At 68.5% G+C, this 19232-nt stretch carries 16 protein-coding genes; 12 read left to right on the top strand and 4 right to left on the bottom strand.

Annotation, left to right across the window (positions count from 1 at the left end; genetic code table 11):
• Positions 1-53: 53 nt before the first annotated feature.
• From WA675_RS13750 to WA675_RS13725, 6 genes are all read left to right on the top strand, one after another.
• Complete coding sequence (locus WA675_RS13750; protein ID WP_336084654.1) at positions 54-1940, top strand: DUF4407 domain-containing protein; 1887 nt, start codon at positions 54-56, stop codon at positions 1938-1940.
• A 218-nt stretch (positions 1941-2158) separates the two neighbouring features.
• Entirely contained in the window at positions 2159-3724 is a 1566-nt protein-coding gene (locus WA675_RS13745) for an adenylate/guanylate cyclase domain-containing protein (protein ID WP_336084653.1), read from the top strand.
• Between the two features lie 381 nt (positions 3725-4105).
• Positions 4106-4963, top strand: coding sequence for a hypothetical protein (locus WA675_RS13740; RefSeq protein ID WP_336084652.1), 858 nt, complete (start codon positions 4106-4108; stop codon positions 4961-4963).
• A complete protein-coding gene (locus tag WA675_RS13735) occupies positions 4960-6063 on the top strand; it encodes a DUF4129 domain-containing protein (RefSeq protein ID WP_336084651.1) in 1104 nt (367 codons plus the stop codon). Before WA675_RS13740 ends, WA675_RS13735 begins: the two co-directional genes overlap by 4 nt.
• Positions 6060-7046, top strand: coding sequence for an AAA family ATPase (locus WA675_RS13730; protein WP_336084650.1), 987 nt, complete (start codon positions 6060-6062; stop codon positions 7044-7046). The genes WA675_RS13735 and WA675_RS13730 overlap by 4 nt, the downstream gene beginning before the upstream one ends.
• Positions 7047-7050: 4 nt before the next feature.
• Positions 7051-8346: a DUF58 domain-containing protein gene (locus WA675_RS13725; protein ID WP_336084648.1), complete on the top strand. Its 1296-nt coding sequence runs from the start codon at positions 7051-7053 to the stop codon at positions 8344-8346.
• 90 nt (positions 8347-8436) lie between these two features.
• Here the strand turns inward: WA675_RS13725 and WA675_RS13720 are convergent, their stop codons facing one another.
• The gene (locus WA675_RS13720; RefSeq protein WP_336084647.1) at positions 8437-9183 is read right to left on the bottom strand and encodes an RDD family protein; all 747 of its coding nucleotides are present in this window, start codon (positions 9181-9183) and stop codon (positions 8437-8439) included.
• 18 nt (positions 9184-9201) lie between these two features.
• On the opposite strand from WA675_RS13720, the gene WA675_RS13715 reads away from it, so the two are divergent.
• From WA675_RS13715 to WA675_RS13700, 4 genes are all read left to right on the top strand, one after another.
• Positions 9202-10236 (top strand): stage II sporulation protein M, encoded by a 1035-nt coding sequence (locus tag WA675_RS13715; protein WP_336084646.1) that lies wholly within the window; start codon positions 9202-9204, stop codon positions 10234-10236.
• 709 nt (positions 10237-10945) lie between these two features.
• Positions 10946-11584 carry a methyltransferase domain-containing protein gene (locus WA675_RS13710; protein ID WP_336084645.1) on the top strand — a complete coding sequence of 213 codons (639 nt, stop codon included), beginning with the start codon at positions 10946-10948 and terminating at the stop codon, positions 11582-11584.
• 113 nt (positions 11585-11697) lie between these two features.
• A complete protein-coding gene (locus tag WA675_RS13705) occupies positions 11698-12537 on the top strand; it encodes an alpha/beta fold hydrolase (protein ID WP_336084644.1) in 840 nt (279 codons plus the stop codon).
• A complete protein-coding gene (locus WA675_RS13700; protein WP_336084643.1) occupies positions 12534-13070 on the top strand; it encodes a TetR/AcrR family transcriptional regulator in 537 nt (178 codons plus the stop codon). Before WA675_RS13705 ends, WA675_RS13700 begins: the two co-directional genes overlap by 4 nt.
• A 288-nt stretch (positions 13071-13358) precedes the next feature.
• On the opposite strand, the gene WA675_RS13695 is transcribed toward WA675_RS13700, so the two are convergent.
• Positions 13359-14420, bottom strand: coding sequence for a CHAT domain-containing protein (locus WA675_RS13695; protein ID WP_336084642.1), 1062 nt, complete (start codon positions 14418-14420; stop codon positions 13359-13361).
• A 987-nt stretch (positions 14421-15407) separates the two neighbouring features.
• On the opposite strand from WA675_RS13695, the gene WA675_RS13690 reads away from it, so the two are divergent.
• Entirely contained in the window at positions 15408-16406 is a 999-nt protein-coding gene (locus WA675_RS13690; protein WP_336084641.1) for a hypothetical protein, read from the top strand.
• 398 nt (positions 16407-16804) lie between these two features.
• On the opposite strand, the gene WA675_RS13685 is transcribed toward WA675_RS13690, so the two are convergent.
• The gene (locus WA675_RS13685) at positions 16805-17569 is read right to left on the bottom strand and encodes a DUF3800 domain-containing protein (protein ID WP_336084640.1); all 765 of its coding nucleotides are present in this window, start codon (positions 17567-17569) and stop codon (positions 16805-16807) included.
• Between the two features lie 353 nt (positions 17570-17922).
• Here WA675_RS13685 and WA675_RS13680 point away from each other — a divergent pair, with 353 nt between their 5' ends.
• Positions 17923-18630, top strand: a complete 708-nt coding sequence (locus WA675_RS13680; RefSeq protein ID WP_336084639.1) for a hypothetical protein — start codon at positions 17923-17925, stop codon at positions 18628-18630.
• 210 nt (positions 18631-18840) lie between these two features.
• Here the strand turns inward: WA675_RS13680 and WA675_RS13675 are convergent, their stop codons facing one another.
• A complete protein-coding gene (locus WA675_RS13675; RefSeq protein WP_336084638.1) occupies positions 18841-19170 on the bottom strand; it encodes a helix-turn-helix domain-containing protein in 330 nt (109 codons plus the stop codon).
• Positions 19171-19232 lie beyond the last annotated feature (62 nt).

Raw genomic sequence — 19232 nt, 5'->3', positions numbered from 1 at the left:
AATCCATGACAGTTTCGCCATGCCATGTGGAGCGCACGACCCGGGGAGAACCTATGACCGGCACACTCACCTGGCTCGGCGGAGGCCTCGCCTCGCCGCGGCGCGGCACGCCGGATACCGGCGCGGAGCAGGCCGTCAGCCAGGAACAAGCGGGATATGCCGTCACCGGAGCCGCGGTGGCGTTGTTCGGCGCGGTCACCGGGCTCGTGCTGGTGGCGGCGCTGAGCGCGGCCGAGGGGATCGGCTGGCCGGTGATCGTGGTGGTCGCGCTGCTGGGCGTTGCCGGGGCGCTGGCCCTCGGCCGGGCGCTGGCGAGCACGCCGTTGGCCTGGCGCATCTCCGCGGACGAACCGGCCGCGAGCACCGACCGGCGGGCGACCGCGACCAGGATCGGCGTCGGGGTGGCCGCGGGCGTGCTGGTCGCCGAACTCGCCTCGACCGTGCTGCTCGGCGGGACCGTCGACCGGGAGCTGGACGTCCGCGCGCAGGACAGTGCCGAACAGGCGCCGGTGGTGGTCGCCGCGCGCGGCGAGCTGGACCGGGCCACCGCCGAACGCGCCGCGCTGGACGCGACCATCGCCAAGGCCCAGGCCGATATCGACACCGCGCTGGTCATCGCGCGCTGCGAGTACAACCCCACCCCGGAATGCCCGCAGACCCGGATCACCGGCGTGCCCGGTCGCGGCCCGGAATCGCAGACCGCCAACGACATGCTCGACGACGCCCGCAAGCAGCTCACCGCCGCCCAGGCCCGCACCGAGACACTCGACGCGGCCGTGCGCACCGAGACCGCCGACCTCGCCGCGGCCCGCACCCTGGCCTTCGCCGACGCCGACCGCGGCCTCGGGGCGCGCTGGCTGGCCATGAACAGCTACACCACCGGTCATCCGGGCGCCGCCGCGCTGCGCCTGCTGATGCTGGCGATCGGCGTGCTGCTGGCCCTGCTGCCGCTGCTGCTGCGCTGGTGGCGCGGGGAGACGGCGCTGGACCGCCGCCTCGGCGCCGCCGAGATCGCCGACCGGGCCGAGCGCGCGGCCGACGCCGCCATCGCGGTGCAGCGCGCCGAGGTCCGCACCGAGACGGCCGCGCTGCGCGCCGAGCACGAGCTCACCAGCGCGCGCCTGGCCATCGAGGCCGATACCGTGATCGATCGAGAACGTCAGCGCACCAGGATCATCGCCGCGATCGGCGGTTTCGAGCTCGGGTACGCCGAGCCGCATCGAAAGGACGACTCCGTGGCTCTGGAGCCGAACGTGACACCGCAGCAGCTGCCCGCCGGGTACCTCCCGAACGCGCTGCCGCAGGCGAACGCACCGCAAGCGGGCGCGCTGGTGCCCGTGCAGCAGCCGGTGAGCGCGCCCGCCGCGCCCGCGCAGGCACCGGCCGGGGGTGGTGGGCTGGAGCTGCCGATCATCGGCACGGTGCCGTTCACCGATACCGCCGCGCGCTGGATCCGGCCGCTGGTGCCCTCGTTCGTGGCCAGCGCCATCGACTCGGCGACGCACCCGCTGCGGACCGCGCGACAGGCATTCGAGGAGGTCGAGGAGGTCACCTTCACGCTGCGCCGCACCCGCAAGGTCACCGTCGACAGCCAGGATTCGCAGGCGCCGCAGCAGCCGCAGATGATGGCGCCCGCCGGGTACCAGCTGCCCGGTCAGCCGGTGCAGGGTTACCTGCCGCCCGGCTACCCGCAGCAAGCCGCGCCGCAGTACGCCCAGCACAACCCGTACGCCCAGCAGATCGCCTCGACCGTCGTCGACGCGCCCTCGACCCGGTTCCATCCGGACCCACGCCAGTACCCGGCCGCGCCGAGCTACCCGGCGCTGCCCGCGAGCCAGGGCACCGGGCTGCCCGCGGCGGAGGGACAGGGAGAGATCGCCGGACGTGGGATCGACGAGCTGCCCGGTGGCGGTCGGCGTCAGTTGCCGCCTGCCCGCTGACCGGCAGATCTCCTGGCGTGCCACGCGAAGTCGCTCCGTGGGCGCCGGAAATTCAGTGAACACCTGTGCTCCGAACTCGCCGGGTGTCGCATCGCACTCCCACCCCGGCCCGCGCTGCCCGGAAACAGCGCGCTGACTGGTCATATAGCGACCCCTCGGCATCAGTGACCTGAACTACACAGCACCGGGCACGCCGTGGTCCGGTTTACAGTGCGTGAGTGACGCACAGCGACGGACCGAAGGGCGGGGCGCGCACCGCGCCATGGGGCTCGCCGCTGCTCGGACCGGTCGAGGAGAAATCGTCCATCCGACGGGTGCGGGTGCAGCTGCTGCTCACCGTGCCGCTGCTGGTCGCCAATCTGATCGGCATCGCGATGATCGTGGTGCTGGCCGGGTTCGTGCTGCCCGGGCCGACCGTGTTCACCTGGGACCTGCTGCTCATCAACGCGGTGTTCACGCCGCTGTGCGCGGTGCTCGCGCTGGTGATCGGCACCGTCTGGGGGACGGTGGCCGGGCTGCGCACCATGCGCTGGGCCACTGATCCCGACCGCGTGCCGACTCCCGCCGAACAGCGCGTCACCGTGTCGGCGCCGCGCTGGATGGTGCTGCAGCAAGCCGTGCTGTGGACGTTGGCGCTGGTCACGCTGACGATCGTCTACGGGATCGCCGATCCCGCGCTCATCCCCAAGGTCGCGCTGTCGATCGGGTCGGCCGGGATCGTGGTGTGCGCCAACAGCTACCTGATCGTCGAATTCGCCCTGCGCCCGGTGACCGCGCGCGTGCTGCAGGCCGACCCGCACCGCCGCCGCGGTATCGGCGTTTTCGGCCGGACCATGCTGTCCTGGCTGGTCGGGGTGGGGATTCCGGTGGCGCTGTCGATGGTGGTCGCGGTGTGGGCGCTGGCCGACCCGGCCGTCAGCAAGGCCCGGCTGGCGGTGTGCGTACTCAGCCTCGGCGGCTCGGCGCTGCTGTTCGGGATGCTGCTGATGGCGCAGGTGGTCGCCGCGACGGTGGCGCCGATCAAGGGCGTGCGCCAGGCGCTGCGCCGGGTGGAGGACGGCGATCTCGACACCGAGATCCCCCTCTACGACGGCACCGAACTCGGCGACCTGCAGAGCGGGTTCAACCGCATGGTGCACGGCCTGCGCGAGCGCGCCATGATCGAGGACCTGTTCGGCAAACACGTCGGCCACGATGTCGCCATGGCCGCCATCGCCTCCCAGCCCGTGCTCGGCGGCACCGAGACCGAGGCCGCCGCCCTGTTCATCGACATCATCGGCTCCACCACCATGGCCGCCACCCGCCCCGCCCCCGAGATCGTCGGCATCCTCAACCGCTTCTTCGACATCGTCGTCGACGAGGTGGAACGCCACGGCGGCCTGCTCAACAAGTTCGAGGGCGACGCCGCCCTCGCCGTCTTCGGCACCCCCGCCCCCCTCGACGACCTCGCCGGTGCCGCCCTGTCCTGCGGCCGCGCCATCCAGCGCCGCCTACGCGCCGCCTCCGACCTCGACGCGGGCATCGGCGTCGCCGCGGGCCGCGTCGTCGCAGGCAACGTGGGCACCCACAACCGCTACGAATTCACCGTCATCGGCGACGCCGTCAACGAAGCCGCCCGCCTCTGCGAACTCTCCAAGAACTACGAACAACGCCTCCTCAGCTCCGCCACCACCCTCGCCACCGCCACCCCGACCGAATCCGCCCACTGGACCCTCGGCGACACCGTCACCCTCCGAGGCCGCCTGAACCCCACCCACCTCGCCCTGCCCACAACCACCACCTAACCCAGTCCCACCTGAACCAGCACCGCCCAGACCGCACCCACCAAGCCCCAGTCCGCCACCTCCCGCACTCCCAGCCACACCCTGCGCCTGAAGTGCGCCATCTCCCGCACTCCCAGCCACACCACACACCCGAAGTGCGCCACCTCCCGCACTCCCAGCCACACCCTGCGCCTGAAGTGCGCCACCTCCCGCACTCCCAGCCCCGCACATCCCGACCTCGAGGAGGGATCCGCCGCGCAGCGGCGGGTCGCGGCCGGGTCGCCGGTCAGCGCTCGAAGCGCATGCGCCGCAGGCGCGAGTCTCGAGCGCTGACCGGCGGCCCCCCAGGGGCCGCGACCTCGAGCGCGCCAGCGCTCCAAAAACACAGCTAGACTGCTCGCCGTGCGTTCCACCGTCGATGCGGTCGGCGCCGACGGGGGCGTCGATCCGGTACGGCCGCCGACGGTTCCGATCCGGCCCCTGGCTTTCCGCGAACTGCTCGACGAGCCGTTCGCCCTGATCCAGGCCCAGTTGCGCCCGCTGGCTGTGCTCGGTGGGAGTGCGCTGGTGCTGGCGGTGCTCGCCGTGCTCGGGTTCACCGGGCTGGTATCGCATCTGACCGGGGGCACGAAGCTGGGGACAATGTGGGCATTGCTGCTGGCGACGCTCGGGTGTGGGTGGCTGGTGCGGCTGGTGCTGCGCGGGACGACCGTCGCCCTGGCGCTGGCCGATTTCCGGGGCGCGCGGTTCGGGCTGCGCGCGGCTCTGCGCACCGCGAGCGATCATCTCGGTCCGCTGCTGCTGGCCCAGCTGATGTTCGCGCTGTTCGGGGTGGGGATTCTGGTGGTGGGCAGTCTGCTGATCGTCACCTATCCGCTGGCGGTGCTGTGGCTGTCCTATGTGCGGGCGGGGCGGTTCGCTGTCGAGCCCGCGATCATCGGTGAGCACGCGGGCTACGGGGTGGCCGTGGCCCGTTCCAAGGAGCTCACCCAGGGCGCGGAGTGGCGTCTCGCCGGGCTGTGGCTGTTACAGCGGGTGCTGTTCGCGGTACTCGCGGTGCCCGCCTTCGGTATTCCGTCCTTCCTGTCCGACTTCTCCGGCACGCACCGCTGGGCCTTCTTCACCCTGCTGGTGAGCGGATGGCTGCTGGTGGTGGTCGTGGCGGAGATCGTCGAGTCGGCCAGCCGCGCAGTCTGCTATATCGACCGCCGCTGCGTGCGTGAAGGTCTCGACATCAAGATCCCGGGTGCACCCGGATGAGCGACCAAGAGTTCGGCCCAGCGCCGCAGCACGATTCGGCAACCGGCCAGTCCCCCTCGCCGACCGAACCGGCGCACGTCGGCCCGCCTCCCCCACCCCGCCTCGGCGCCGCCGCCGACCACCGCGCCGCCGCCGAACAGGCAGCGAACCGCCGCGATTACGACAGCGCCCTGCGCGAACGCTTCCGCGCCGTCCTGCGCGCCCTCGAACAGGGCGGCACCCTGCCCGTGCGCCGCTCGCGCACCGCGCAGGAAACCGCCGACGACGCCACCACCGCGCTCCCGCTGGAGCACGCCACCGAACTACACCCGGCGGCACGCAGTTTCGACGAGGTCGTCTACGGCGGCCGCGCCGCCACCGAGGACGAATACCGCCGCCTCGAATACGCCGACCGCTACTCCCAGGGCGCCCCACCCCCGGCACCCGAGCCGGTCGAACTCGAGATCACCGAGCGAGAAGCAAAGCAGCGCAAACAACTTCCCCCGCTGCCCGACCTGCTACGCAACCCGAAGTTCTGGGCCGCGATCGCGGCGGGGCTGGCGATCGCCCTGCTGCTCTACGCCACCCTGCAATCCTGTGGCGCGCCCACCGCGCCGACCCCACCCACCCCCGTCATCCCGCCGGATCTGCCGCCACCTCCCGATACCCCCGACCCGCCCAGCGACTTCGACCCCGATTTCGGCGCGGGCAAGGACTCGATCTTCAGCTCGCTACCCGGCTGGCTCGCCTTCGGCGGACTCCAGTTCCTGTTGGCCTTCCTCGCCGTGATCGCCTGGCGCGCCCGCCGTCGCGGCGCGCTGGTCGGCGAACCGCGCCCGGTCGAGGTCCCGGCCAACGAACTGCTCGCCGGGCAGGCGGGGCTGTACCGCCGCTCCGGCGATGTCGCCCATGTCGCGGGAATCCTGCGCGCGGCCACCCTGCGCCGCATCCGCCCGCGCCTGGGCGACCCCACCGACGACCAGCTGGTCCACACCGCCGCCGCGCGCCTTGGCATCCCCGCCCAGCAGCTCGGCACCGTCCTGTTCGGCGACGTGCCGGACGAGGACACCCTCTATCACGTTGCCGCACACCTCGAATGGATCGAGACGGAGCTCGCATGACCGACAACACTGTCCTGCAGAAATCGCCGAGCGCGGCGGAAGCCGGTGCGGCACTGGCCGCTTTGCGTACCGAGATCGGTAAGGCCGTGGTCGGCAACGACCAGGCCGTGCTGTATCTGGTGCTCGCGCTGCTGTGTCGCGGCCACGTTCTGCTGGAAGGTGTTCCGGGCGTGGCGAAGACGCTGCTGGTACGCGCGCTGGCGACTTCGCTGGATCTCGAGCACGCGCGGGTGCAGTTCACGCCAGACCTGATGCCCGGTGACGTCACCGGCTCGCAGATCTACGACCCGCACTCCGCGGAATTCACCTTCCGGCGCGGCCCGGTGTTCACCAATCTGCTGCTGGCCGACGAGATCAACCGCACGCCACCGAAAACCCAGTCCTCGCTGCTGGAATCCATGGAGGAGCGCCAGGTCTCGGTCGACGGACAGCCACGGCCGCTGCCCGATCCGTTCGTGGTGATCGCCACCCAGAACCCGATCGAGCAGGAGGGCACCTATCCGCTGCCCGAGGCGCAGCTGGACCGCTTCCTGTTCAAGGTCGACATCCGCCTGCCCGAACGCGACGACGAATTCCGCATCCTGCAGCGGCACGCGAACGGTTTCGACCCGCGCGATCTCGGCGCGGCGGGCCTGCGCCCGGTGGCCGGGCCCGCGCACATCGCCGCCGCCCGCGCCGCCGTCGCCGAGGTGACGGTGAGCCCGGAAGTGCTGGCCTACATCGTGGATCTGTGCCGGGCCACCCGCTCCTCCCCCGCCGTCGCGCACGGCGCCTCCACCCGTGGCGCGACCGCGCTGCTGGCCGCCGCGCGCGCCTTCGCCTGGCTCAACGGCCGCGCCTACGTGACCCCCGACGATGTGAAGACGGTGGCCGTGCCGGTGCTGCGGCACCGCCTGCAGTTGCGGCCGGAGGCCGAGCTGGACGGGGTCAGCAGCGAGGGTGTGCTCTCCTCGCTGCTGGTCTCGGTGCCGGTGCCGGTGTAGCGACGTGGTCGTCACGGGACGGTTCGCGCTGCTCGCCACGGCCGCGGCGGCGCTGGTGATGTTCGCGGTGCCGTCGGGCTGGGGTGTGCTCGGCGCGTGCCTGCTGCTGGGCACGCTGCTGCTCGTCGATGTGGGTCTGGCGGGCCGCGCGGAGGCGCTCACCCTCACCCGCGATCCGCTCACGATCGTGCGGCTCGGACGCGGCACCGAGGTGGAACTGGTGGTCACCAACACCGGCACGTCCACCGTGCGCGGCATGCTGTGGGATTCCTGGCCGGACAGCGCGCGCCCCGACCTGGGCACCCATCATCTCGACCTGGCCCCGCGCACCCGAATCCGCCTGCGCACCAGCCTGACTCCGATCTATCGCGGTGATCGCGCCGCGGGCCCGGTGACCTTGCGCCTGCTCGGCCCGCTCGGGCTGGCCGGACGGCAGCGCCGGGTCGATGTACCCGCGCGGGTGCGGGCGCTGCCCGCGTTCCGCAGCGAGCGGCTGCTGCGCTCGAAGGTCAAGCGGCTGCACCATCTCGAGGGCCGCAATGTGGCCAATACCCGGGGGCAGGGCACCGAATTCGATTCCTTCCGCGAGTACGTGGCGGGCGACGACGTGCGCAGCATCGACTGGCGCGCGACTGCCCGCGCCACCGACGTGCTGGTCCGCACCTGGCGCCCGGAACGCAACCGGCACGTGCTGATGGTGCTCGACACCGGCCGCGCGGCCGCCGGACGGGTCGGCGCGGGCACCCGGCTGGACGCCTCGATCGAGGCGGCGCTGCTGCTGGGTGGGCTGGCCGCGGCGGCGGGCGACACCGTCGACCTGCTGGCCTACGACCGCGCGGTGCGCGCCGAGGTGCGCGGTGTGGCCGGTCATCAACTGCCACTGAGACTTATGCACACCCTCGCCGGGGTGACCCCACGGCTTGTGGATACCGATACCGGCGGCCTGGTGCGCACGGTGATCTCCCGGGTGCGCAAGCGGGCGCTGATCGTCTGGTTCACCGGTCTGGACGGGCCGACCGTCACCGAACACCTGCTGCCCGCGCTGCCGACACTCACCCGGCGGCACCGGGTGTTGATCGTGTCGGTCACCGACCCGGAGATCGCCGCGGCCGCCCGGGATCGTGGAACAGCGGAGGCTGTGTACAAAGCGGCCGCCGCCGAAACGGTGCTGGCGGAAAGGGCCGTTGTGCAGGAGTCCTTGCGCCGTCGCGGGGTGGCCGTGGTGACCGCGTCACCGGATCGACTGGCCGAAGCGCTAGCCGACGAGTACCTGGAACTCAAGCAATCCGGCTCCCTGTGAATGGTGGACAACCCGAGTTGTCCACCGCCACTCACAGTTCATCCACCGGTTCACCAACAGGTTGTCCACAGGGATGACTTATCCACAGGCTCAGCCGCGCGAAAGTTGTTGGCGCCGAGCCAGAACCGCGCCGAGCACGTGATACGGGGGATAACCCGCGGGCGGCGCGCACCGCATCGCCCGGCAGACCGCCTCGACCAGCGCTGTCCCCAGGTGGTGCTGGGCGGGCGGGGTGAGGGTGGTGAGCCGGGTCAGGTACTGGCGCATGGCCGCCGCCAGCTCGTCGGAGACGGCGGCGGGATCGAGCTGGGTGGCCCAGCCGGTGAGCCAGGGCGGGGCGGCCGCGAGCGCGGGACGCGGCATGGCCTGGCGGGTGTGCACAACCACCGTGCCCGCGAGTACGTCACCCACGCGCCTGCCCTGCGCCGAGCACAGCGAGGTGATCACCGCGACGGCACCGAACGCGCCGAGCATCCAGAAATCCACCATCGCCCCGGCCAGACCGCGGGTGAGCGCGTGCCGGAAGTCGACCGGGCCCGCGTCGGCACGCACCACCCGCAGCCCGAAGGCGGCCTTGCCCAGTGAACGCCCGCGCGAGACGGTCTCGCTGCACACCGGATAGCCCACCAGCACCGTCACGATGGTGACCACGCCGAGTACCGCGAACCAGGCCGAGTCGGCGTCGGCGGCCGTGAGCACGATGATGCCCACGTAGGCGATCGAGATCGCCAGGAACACCTGCAGCGTGAGATCGATCAGGAAGGCGCCCGCGCGGCTGGGGATACGAGCCAGCGGCAGGTCAAGCGCCACCGCTTCGCCGGTGGTGAATTCGGCCATGTGGCTAGCATTCCCGATATGGACACCGATGCCTACAGCTGGGCGCATCAACGATCGTGGCATCGGCTCGATCAGCTGGTCCGCCAGCGCAAGCTCACCGGCGCCGAGGCCGACGAACTGGTCCGCCTCTACCGCGCGACGTCCCAGCAGCTGGCCCGGGTGCAGGGCCACCATCCCGATCCGGACCTGGTGGCCGGGCTCAGCGGGCTGCTCGCCCGGGCCCGCGGCCGGGTGCTCGCGGCGCGTTCCCAGCCCTGGCGCGAGGTGGGCCGGTTCTTCACCAGGCACTTTCCCGCGGCTGTGTACAGAGCGTGGCCGTGGTGGGTGGGGACAACTGTCGTTTTCCTGGCGGTGGCCGCCGTGATCGCGGTGCTTGTGGACAACTCCGCGGCCGCCCGCTCGGCCCTGGGGATTCCCGAGGGCGACCTCTCGAGCATCACCGGACCTGGGGGTTCGTTCGAGACCTACTACTCCGAGCACCCCAACGACGCCTTCGCCGCACAGGTGTGGACCCACAATTCCTGGGTCTCGGCCATCGCCCTGTTCACCGGCGTGCTGATCCTCCCGGCTGTGTACGCGATGTTCATGAACGCGCTGAATCTGGGGATAACCGGTGGATTGATGGCCGACGCGGGCCGCCTCGACTCCTTCTTCGGCTTCATCCTCCCGCACGGCACCCTCGAGCTCACCGCGCTGTTCGTCGCGGGCGGGGTGGGGCTGAAGCTGGGCTGGACGCTGGTGGACCCCGGACGGCGTAGCCGGGCCGCCGCGATGGCCCGCCAGGGCCGCGCCACGGCGACGGTGGCGCTCGGGCTGGTGGTGGTGCTGCTGGTGTGCGGCCTGCTGGAGGGCTTCGTGACGCCCAGTGGGCTGCCCGCGCCGGTGCGCATCGCCTTCGGGTTCACCGCCGAGGCGCTGTTCCTGTGCTACGTCTTCGGGATCGGCAGGCGGGTGGCCGAGGAACAGGACGCGCTCGCCGCCGCGCCTGCCGCGCTGCCGGACCCGGCACAGCGGTGGCTGGCACCTGTGGACAACGCCCTGGAACGGGCCTGAACTCGCATCTGTACGTGCATTTGCGCGGCAGGCAACTCCGAGCACACCGGAGGCGGGACAGCGCCGGACAATCGGCAGCTACGCGAGGTAACGAGAAGGTGTCGAACTCCCCCATTTGAGTTCCGCTGGCCGCAGCGAGTCGAGCTCAGCTGCGGCCAGCGTTGCCGTTAACTGTACACAATCGTTATGCCCATGCAACCCCCAACGCGCAGGTCCGGCGTAAGAATTGCGAAGCGGCAAACATGTGTGGAGGCAGCGATTTCCACACCCGCAGCAAACTTCCGGCGGCACCCGGATCGAGGCGCGCGCCACACCAGAAATTCATCTTCCGCAAACCTTGGACAACCCGTCGGGCATCGATCGTTGCCGCGTCATCGGATTGTTCGCACCGGTTGCCCGGATCACATCCGCGTCGGGCGCATAGCCCATCACCTGCGGATTCGTCCATGGATTTTCGGTTTGCCGAGATCGGAACGCGATAAAAGAAACCTCAAGTTGGTTTACAACGCTGCAAACATGACCTGCGCACAGCAATCCGGCTCGAACACCTTCCCAGGGGTCGATAACCGGTCGGATGACCGGTTGCGAACGGTCCGCCGAACGGCGTGAAATCGCCCGGGGAACGCCCGGGAACCACCCCGTCGGAAGCACTGTGATCTTCGCCTCACCAGCGCGAATCCAGGGTCCTGGCGCCCCCTACGATGGGCGGATGACCGGGGTCAAGGATCGCCTGCTCGCCACCATCGCCGACCAGCTCGGTAATCCGCACGGCCTGCTCGGCAAGGGGGTGGCCTTCGTCCTCAACCGGGGGAACAAGCGCGCCATCGCCGCCGCCGTCGAAGCGGCCGCCCCACGTCCCGGCGCGAGCGTCGCCGATATCGGCTTCGGCGGCGGGGTCGGCCTCGGCCTGCTGCTCGAGCGGGTGGGCGACGAGGGCACCGTGCACGGCATCGAGCCCTCCCCCGACATGCTCGCCCGCGCCCGCGCCCGCTTCGCCATGGAATCGGCGGCGGGCAGGCTCGTACTCACCGACGGCTCGCTCACCGCGCTTGGCCTGCCCGAGGCGAGCCTCGACGCGGCCATCACCACCAATACCGTCTACTTCCTCGACGATCTGCCCGCCGCCGGTGCCGAACTCGCGCGGGTGCTGCGTCCGGGCGCGACGGCCGTGGTCGGCATCGGCGATCCCGAGGCGATGGCCAAGATGCCGTTCACCGCTTATGGATTCCGGCTGCGCCCGGTCGACGAGGTGGTCGCCGCGCTCACCGCGGCCGGACTCACCGTCGAGCAGCACACCCTGGCGAATCCGCCCATCCCGCATCACCTGCTGATCGCCCGCAAGTCCTGATCGATACCGTCCGCGGCGGGCGTGCTCAGCGCTGTCGAAAGCCTTGACCGACCGGTCGGTCATACGTACCGTCGGTACATGGAGATCCACACCGCGCACCGACGGCGCACCTCATGAACGCCATCCATACGGTCTCGACCGCCTATGGCGAGGTGGCCGTGCACCTCAGCGGCCGGGCGCCCGGCGACGCACCGGGACTGCTTCTGCTGCATGCCAATCCGGGCGATCATCGCGATTTCGACTCGATCATCGAGGAACTGGGCCGGGACTGGGCGATCGCGGCGGTGGACTGGCCCGGCTACGGCGCGTCGACGGTCACCGAGATCGACGCGCTCGGCGTGGAGTCCCTCGGCGAGATCGCCGAGCAGGTCGTGGATTCGTTGAATACCAAAGGTTTCCGTTCTTTCACAGTGATAGGTAACAGCGTCGGCGGGTACGCGGCGGTGCGGCTGGCCGAGCGCGCCGGTGCGCGGATCTCCGGTGTGGTGCTCGTGCAGCCCGCGGGATTCGCGCCGTGGAACCCGTTGACCAGAGCCATGTTCCGGATGATGGCGGCACCGGGGGTGGCACGGCGGGCGGTGGTCCCGTGCGCGCGGATGTATCTGGGTTCCGCGCGCAACGTTGGGGTGCGCCCGATTCTCGAACGGGCGCGGGAGGTCTCGCGCGATCCGGTGCGGCTGGCGGTCTATCGGCGATTGTGGCGCAGCCTCGACGACCCGCGCGTCGACCTGTCCGCCGGACCGGCGCTGCCGGACCTGCCCACGCTGGTGGTCTGGGGCAGCCGCGATCCGATCAATCCGTGGCTGCTCAGCAGGCGCGGGGTGCGGCGCGCGCTGCCGAAGGCCGAGGTGGCCGTGCTGGCCACCCGCCACGAGCCCTTCGCCGAGGCACCCGCGCTGTTCCTGGACACCGTGCGCGAATTCCTGTCCGCCCGCGCGGAGCTGAGTTCATGAGGGACGGCGGACCCGGGCGGCGCGCGCTGCTTGACGCGGGCAGGCAGCTACTGGCCACCGCGAATCTGGGGAAGCTGTCGGTCAACGCGATCACCGCCGAGGCGGGAATGGCCAAGGGCAGCTTCTATCAGCACTGGCCCAGCCGCGAGGACTATCTGCTCGCCCTGCACACCGCCTTCCACGACGACCTCACCGCGCGGGTCGAGACCGCGATCGCCGAGCTGGCACCAGGAGAAGAACGGCTCACGGTCGTCGTCGCCACCTACCTGGACGGCTGCCTGGCCGAACCGGCGACGAAGGGTCTGCTCGTGCAGGCGCGCACCGACGCGGGCCTGCAGGGCGCGGTCTCGGCCCGCAACGCCACCGCCGCCGAGCTGCTGCGCACCGACCTGGCCGCCCTTGGCTGGTCCGACCCGCACCCGGTGGCTGTCCTGCTGGTCGCCGCGATCGCGGAAACGGCCCTGCTGGAACTCGACGCCGCCGCCCCCCGGCCGGATCTGCGCGCGGCCCTGCTGCGCCTGGTACGCCGCTGACCCCGGAAACGACAAGAGGCCCGATCCGAAGGGATCGAGCCTCTTGTCTTTGTGGGCAGTTTGCGAAACCCGCTGACCTCTAGAAATGCTGGCTCCTAACACGCTGTTGCCCATGCATCCGATGGTCGTTGCCCATGGAATCGAGATCTTGAATCGGTGCGACGGTCCCGCGCAGCCCAATCATGTCGATCCTGCGGCGACAACCGCATCATGCAGTCGGAAGCGCAGATCGCCCACAGCACGACCGATCAGACCAGCAGACTTGGGCGGTCAGGAGTTGTTGTGCAGTTAGTCCATGGGCTTGACCAGGATCGTCACGCTCGGATCCACGTCAGGAGCCCACACAAGGGTCGGCAGGTCAGCGCCAGTTAGCCCCGCGAGTTCGAGAGCGGATCGCCCGGACAAGTGGGAGGAGTTGATCGACTGGCCGTTGGTGATGGAGGCATAGAACTGAGCGGCATAGTTGATCGCATCGCCGTCCTCGATCTCGTCAGCCATGCCAATCGCGAACGGCACGACCTCGGCGACGAGATCATCGATCTGAGCTGCGGAATTACACGAGTTCAACATCACCAGCAGCGGCGGGGTATCGGTCGCCTGGATCGCGCGGACAAACGCCCCAGCGGTGACGTCCGTGCCCGAATTGAGCTCGTCGGTGTCCTGTTCGAACACCAGGAAATCATCATCGCTGTGACCGGAGAAGTGAACCACGTGAGGTCGGAACCTACCGATCCCGTCGAGCAGGTCCGCCGGCGTCGCCGCAGGGCGAACGTCGAACTCGATCTGATCGCGATGAAGAGCTGACTCGACAGCCGCGCGAATCCGCTTCTGCTCGCGGCCCACGCGAAGATCACCCTCACCTGCTGCCCCGAGGATGAGCACGCGCAGCTTTTCGGGCTTCGGCGTCGGCAGCCGGCGAAGCACGCGGTCGACCGCGGATTCGGTATTCGCGATCCGGGATTCGAGTTCGGCCTGTTGGCCGGCTGCGAGCCGCTGAGCACGCTGCTCGTCTCGCTTGCGCTTGAGTTCGGCAGCGTCGGCTTCGGACTTCTCTGCTTTGGCGAGCTTGCCCTGTAGATCAGCCTCACTCTTGGCATAGTTGCTGGCCCGCTCCTGCCACCTACCAGCTTCCTTTCCGGCGGTCTCGGCTTCTTTGTCCTTGCGCTCAGCCTCGCGGAGCTTGCTCTTAGCGATCGACTCGCTCTTGGTCTTCGAGGCCGCCAGTCGAACCGCTGCGGCTTCGCCGCGCTTCTTCGACTCCTTGGTCCTGAACTCACCGGCCTTCTTCTCAGCGTCGACGCGCTGCTTGCGCTTGGTGGTCAGCTGGTTTCGATACTGGTTCGCGCTCACTGAACGGCTCCTCGCCCCATGATGTCTCGCCCGGCAATCTCCGAGCGGCGCCAGAATACGGCGGGGCACCGACATGCATTGGGCCTAACAGGAGCCCATGATTCCGGACTCGTTCGTCACGATGCATCGGTCAAATCTTCGTCTCGCTAACAATTCGCAACCGCCACGACGATTCAGTGGTCGGATTCATCGGTAGGTCGTTCACTCAATCTTGCTTCAGTGCTTGGTGAGAGCATCGATCGATGGAACCCGCCACAGGCGCGGCCCAAGGCCCCGCAGGTGCTGTTGTACCGATTCTTGAGCGCATGCGAACTGACCTGCTGCTCAAGATCGCAGTAGCCCGAATGCCCCGAGCAGGCTTAGCGCCGTCCAGCTGATCGAGGGGATCCAGATCCCGTTCATGGGGCCAGACCTACTCCTACAGCCCCACTAGGGGCGGTGCTCCGTCGGTGTTCAATGTCAGTGCCCCAGAGGGTTTCGACCAGGTTGGACCCCGCCCTCGTCGACGATTCCGGCAAACCTTCTCGAGGTCGGGGAACATCCAGCAGATAGCCACGGTAGCGAGTTGCCGCGTAGGTCCGCACACTGTCTGCGATAACTCGGCGGCTGTGCTGGCAGAACCGATCTCTGGGCCAAGGTCGACTCCGGACTGCGGCAAGGACGCCGTCGCCGGGCCCGGCATCAGCGCTGAGAACACAGATCTCGCCGAAGACCGACGTGTGCTCGCGTGCCCTAGGCTCAGCAGTTCGGATGACCCACTGCTGACCTCGACATTCGCCCGCAGATGTTGCCTCGCATTGCCTGGCCTGCAATTCGCAACACCAGCTGTTGTGTTGACGGAGGTTGTCACCCCCAACATATATGATTGATGAGTTGCCGGAGGAAGATTCGGCAACCGGGAGTAATCCCACCGTTATCGCCGAGGCGCCCTGCCGGAGCGGAACACCGGCAGGACGACCTCGGACGCGTCTTTGGCCAGACTCTCCGATGGTAAGCCACCTCGCCTGCGCGTTCCATCTGGACGAGTACCTCGGCCTGATGAAGGAGATGCTGATGCATCTGACAACCGAAGGCGCCGGGCTCGATTCGAGCCAGCTCGATGCCATCGAGACCGGGTTGGTGGCGATAGGCGCGACCCAGGACAGCGTGGAGGTGATCGTCACCGACAACCTCGTCACCAAGGTCCGCGAAATCACCGGTGACCCTGACTATGTCGCCGTCCGCGGCTCAGGGGTGGTGGGCGCCAAGACGATCCCCACCGCCAACGACTCCGTCATCGTGCTCAACGCGCCGGAGTTTCGGCGCCGCGAGGCCGAAGACCTGGAGCGGATCCTCGCCCACGAGGGCGGCCATGTGCTGCTGAACCGGCGCGGCGAGACGGTGACGGGGCGTCGCCATCTGGCTGGCGGATCGGAATGGCAGTGGATCCTGCTCTGTGTCGGGGCCCTGGCCCTCGACGAGTACCGCATCGAGCGCGCCCTCGCCGAGCTGGGCTACGCCCCGCCAGAGTCCTGCGATCTCGACCATTTCGAGCCGACGATGTTCATGGTGAACGGTGAGATCCTCAACGCTTGCGTAGATCCCCGGAGCGATGACCCGCAGTTCTTCATGCAGCAGGTGATCCGCACCCAGGACTGGCTGTCGAAGTACCTCGCCTACGCTGCCCCGTTCTACCCCGACGGCCCTCCGCAAGCACAAGCATCCGACCTCGCCCGTGCGACCTGGAACGACTATGTCGGCGACCACTGGTATGAGCGCACGAAGCTGTACAGCGCGCTGCCGTCGGCACGGGAGCCGATGCCGAACCCCCAGTTCGACACGGCGCTCCGGCAGGGCCTCGACCTCGAAATCGCGCTGCTGAAGCTGCTCGGCTTCGAATTCACCACCGAGCCCAACAGCTACAGCTTCTGGCGCCGCGGCTCAGACGCCCAGTGGACGCGCCGTGAGGCTCGGTTCCGGAAGGCGGTGGACGGCAACGCCGCGTAGGCCGGTGCGGACCCTGAGCCCCCGCGCTAACTCGCGGTGGACTCAGGGTTGACCTGACCCCGCTGGTTCGGTCGTGGGCGGAAGGCTCGATGACGCGAGCAAGCTCAATGACCTCGAGAACGCCACCCTGAAACGGTTGTTGGGCTGCCTGCAGAGCTCCTCGGCCTGGCGCTTGGTGGCCCTTGTGGAAGGGCTTTGCCTACGTATCGCCACCACGCTGACTTCGTGGCCGCAGGCCACATGCTCCCCTACGGGACAACAACGATGTTGTGACGTCACGGACAGATCGGTACTAAAACCGCGGCTCTATGTCAGACTATGAGTGCTGGCTGATCCGACCGCGTGGTCGGGGTAGGTTGGCCGTCAAGGAGGGCGCCCACTGTGGCGCCTTCCCTTTTTTACGGTGGCCACTTGTAGATGCCGTCCCTGCGCGTGCTCACCTCTTTGATCTGGATTGCTTCCAGCCGATCCCACATTGTCTGATCACAGATCTTGGTGGTCCTACCAGTGGTTGGTACTGCGTGCCGTGAACCCGCGTACGCCACAAGGTCGGCGAGCTGGATGAAGTAGCTGTGCTGGGAGTCACGGCCGACTGAGTCTTCGATCAGCATGCGGGCGCCGCCGTAGCCAGCGCCCTGCCAGTTGCTTCGGCGGAACCTACGCAGATGCTTCCGGACGCGCTCTTCCTCGCCCTTGTCATGAATGATCATGATGGGATTGCCCGATTCTTCGCTCCTCTTACGTAGACGAGTGAACAGGTACTCCCACGCCTTCTCGAACACATCGATGTCTGGCTTCTTGATCTCGGACTTGTGCACGACGAGCGAGCACACACCACTTGAGACGCTGACGGCGGCATCGATGTGGCGCTGGTAGATGTCCCGGACCTGCCCATCACCGAGCCCGAGTTCCCGATACACCTTCTTGATACCGACAAGGTAGTTGGCCTTGACCTCTTCGCGCATTAGGAGGCCGTACGACTCTTTTAGGTTGCGGCGAAGATTGACGAGGTAGTCGAGCGAGTCAGTCCATGTCCGCATCGGCACCAGTACGCATCCGAGCGTGTAGGTCGACGAACCCCCGTTACCGACAGCTCCTGTGTCGCCGGACTCATCGATGTAGGCGAACTCAGCTTCGATGGGGCGTTCTTGAACAGCAGTCATACCTGCCTTCGTTTCTCTACTGATTCAGGTTGAACTGACCGCTCGCCGCATCGACGACAGCTTCGCACCGCTAACTAGCACGGAGTCAACTCCCAGCGTCGGTCGCAGCCAATAGTACGGTGCGCCAAGGACATCGAGATCCGACAATAGGTCCACCACGATTCGCCTGCTTGTGGGACTTTGCACAAGCTAGGGCTGCACTGTGGCCGAGCTGGGCGCCGTGGCATCACTGGGTGCACACTGGCAGCACAGCGGGCCTTTTCGCTGGTCACGGGCGCGTCGCACCACCACCGCACTCGCAGTGGCCCTATTCTCCGTGTGATGATCCGGCGACCACTGGAGGTGTGTGCTCTGTGAACGATGCGATCGGACCGGCTGTCGCAGAGCGGCAGCGGAAGGTGCTCGACGCTCTCGCTGACGTTGTCACGTTCTTCGAGGCAGCGCAACGAATGGAATGCCTTGTCGAGCCCGACGCCGAGCTACGTGCCATGTGTGAGCGGCTGGCCGCCTTGCGGATCACCGACAACAAATCCCTGACCCGCGAAGCTGTCGATGTGCCCGAGGCCCCTGTCGCGGGCCCAACGGCAACCAAGCCGGTGCCAACCCGCAAGCCGACGACTCCGAAGAAGTCCTTGGTGAAGTCCGGGCACGGGCGCGGCCCTGGCAATCGGTCACCGGCGGGGACGGTGACGAACTTGATCCGGCAGATCATCGCGGAACGCCCGGGACAGGTCCTAGCGGCCCGTGATCTGGCCGATTGGCTGGTCGAACGTGGTTGGGAGCGACCGATCCGGCCAGGTCATTCGATCAATCTAGCGATGACCCGTCTGTCAGCCAAGGAAGGGTCCGGGGTGTCGCGGGTCGGTGCCGGCCTCTGGCGCTACGACGAGCCTGCGCCGACTTCGTCGTCTCCGGGTGCAGCCCGGCCGGGCGGTGAGGTCGTTGATGTCACCGCCGAGCCGATTCGCCAGCTCTTCGTTCGCCGGGAGGATCCGGATGCGACCACCATGATCGGTGTGACTGCCGATGCCTACGCGATGACCGCGGCCGGCACGCATTGAGGAAATTCGTCAACACCAGGAGGTATCACCAGGCCGCATAGACATGCGTAAACCCCGCCCGACGCTTTGGTAGGGCTCCCGGGCGGGGCCTCACACAAAGGTTCGTCACATCAGACGACCCGCGTTCAACGGTACCCCGCCGTATGTCCCATATGGGAGAGGCACGCACGGCGTACCGGTGACGCGGGAGATCGGGGCGCCGTGAACGGGTTAATTTCTTCGTTCGGTCGTGGAATGCTGCACCGCGTGTCGGGGTTGATAGGCCCCACGGGCCAGCACGGGCCACAGGGGGACGCCGAGTTCGGTTTCGAGGCGGGCGATGGTTTCGGCGTCGGGCCACGATGTTCCGGCCAGGATTCGGGCGATGACCGAGTGGTGGACGCCGGTGCGGACGGCGGCGTCGCGGACACTGATCGCACCCAGGACGGTGCGCAGGTTGGTCGCGAGCAGGCGCACCGCCTCGGCGATGGCGGTGGTGGCTGGAGCCGAGGGCCAGTCGGCGGTGAAGTCGCGGGGGCGGAGCCGATGCGGACGCGGCACCGCACCAGGGTAGGCCCACCATCGACAGGACACCGCACACCGAACCCGCTACTGTCGCTAGA

The organism is Nocardia sp. SSK8 (assembly GCF_037034205.1).
GTDB lineage: Bacteria > Actinomycetota > Actinomycetes > Mycobacteriales > Mycobacteriaceae > Nocardia.
This window is presented reverse-complemented; position numbering and strand designations above follow the sequence as displayed.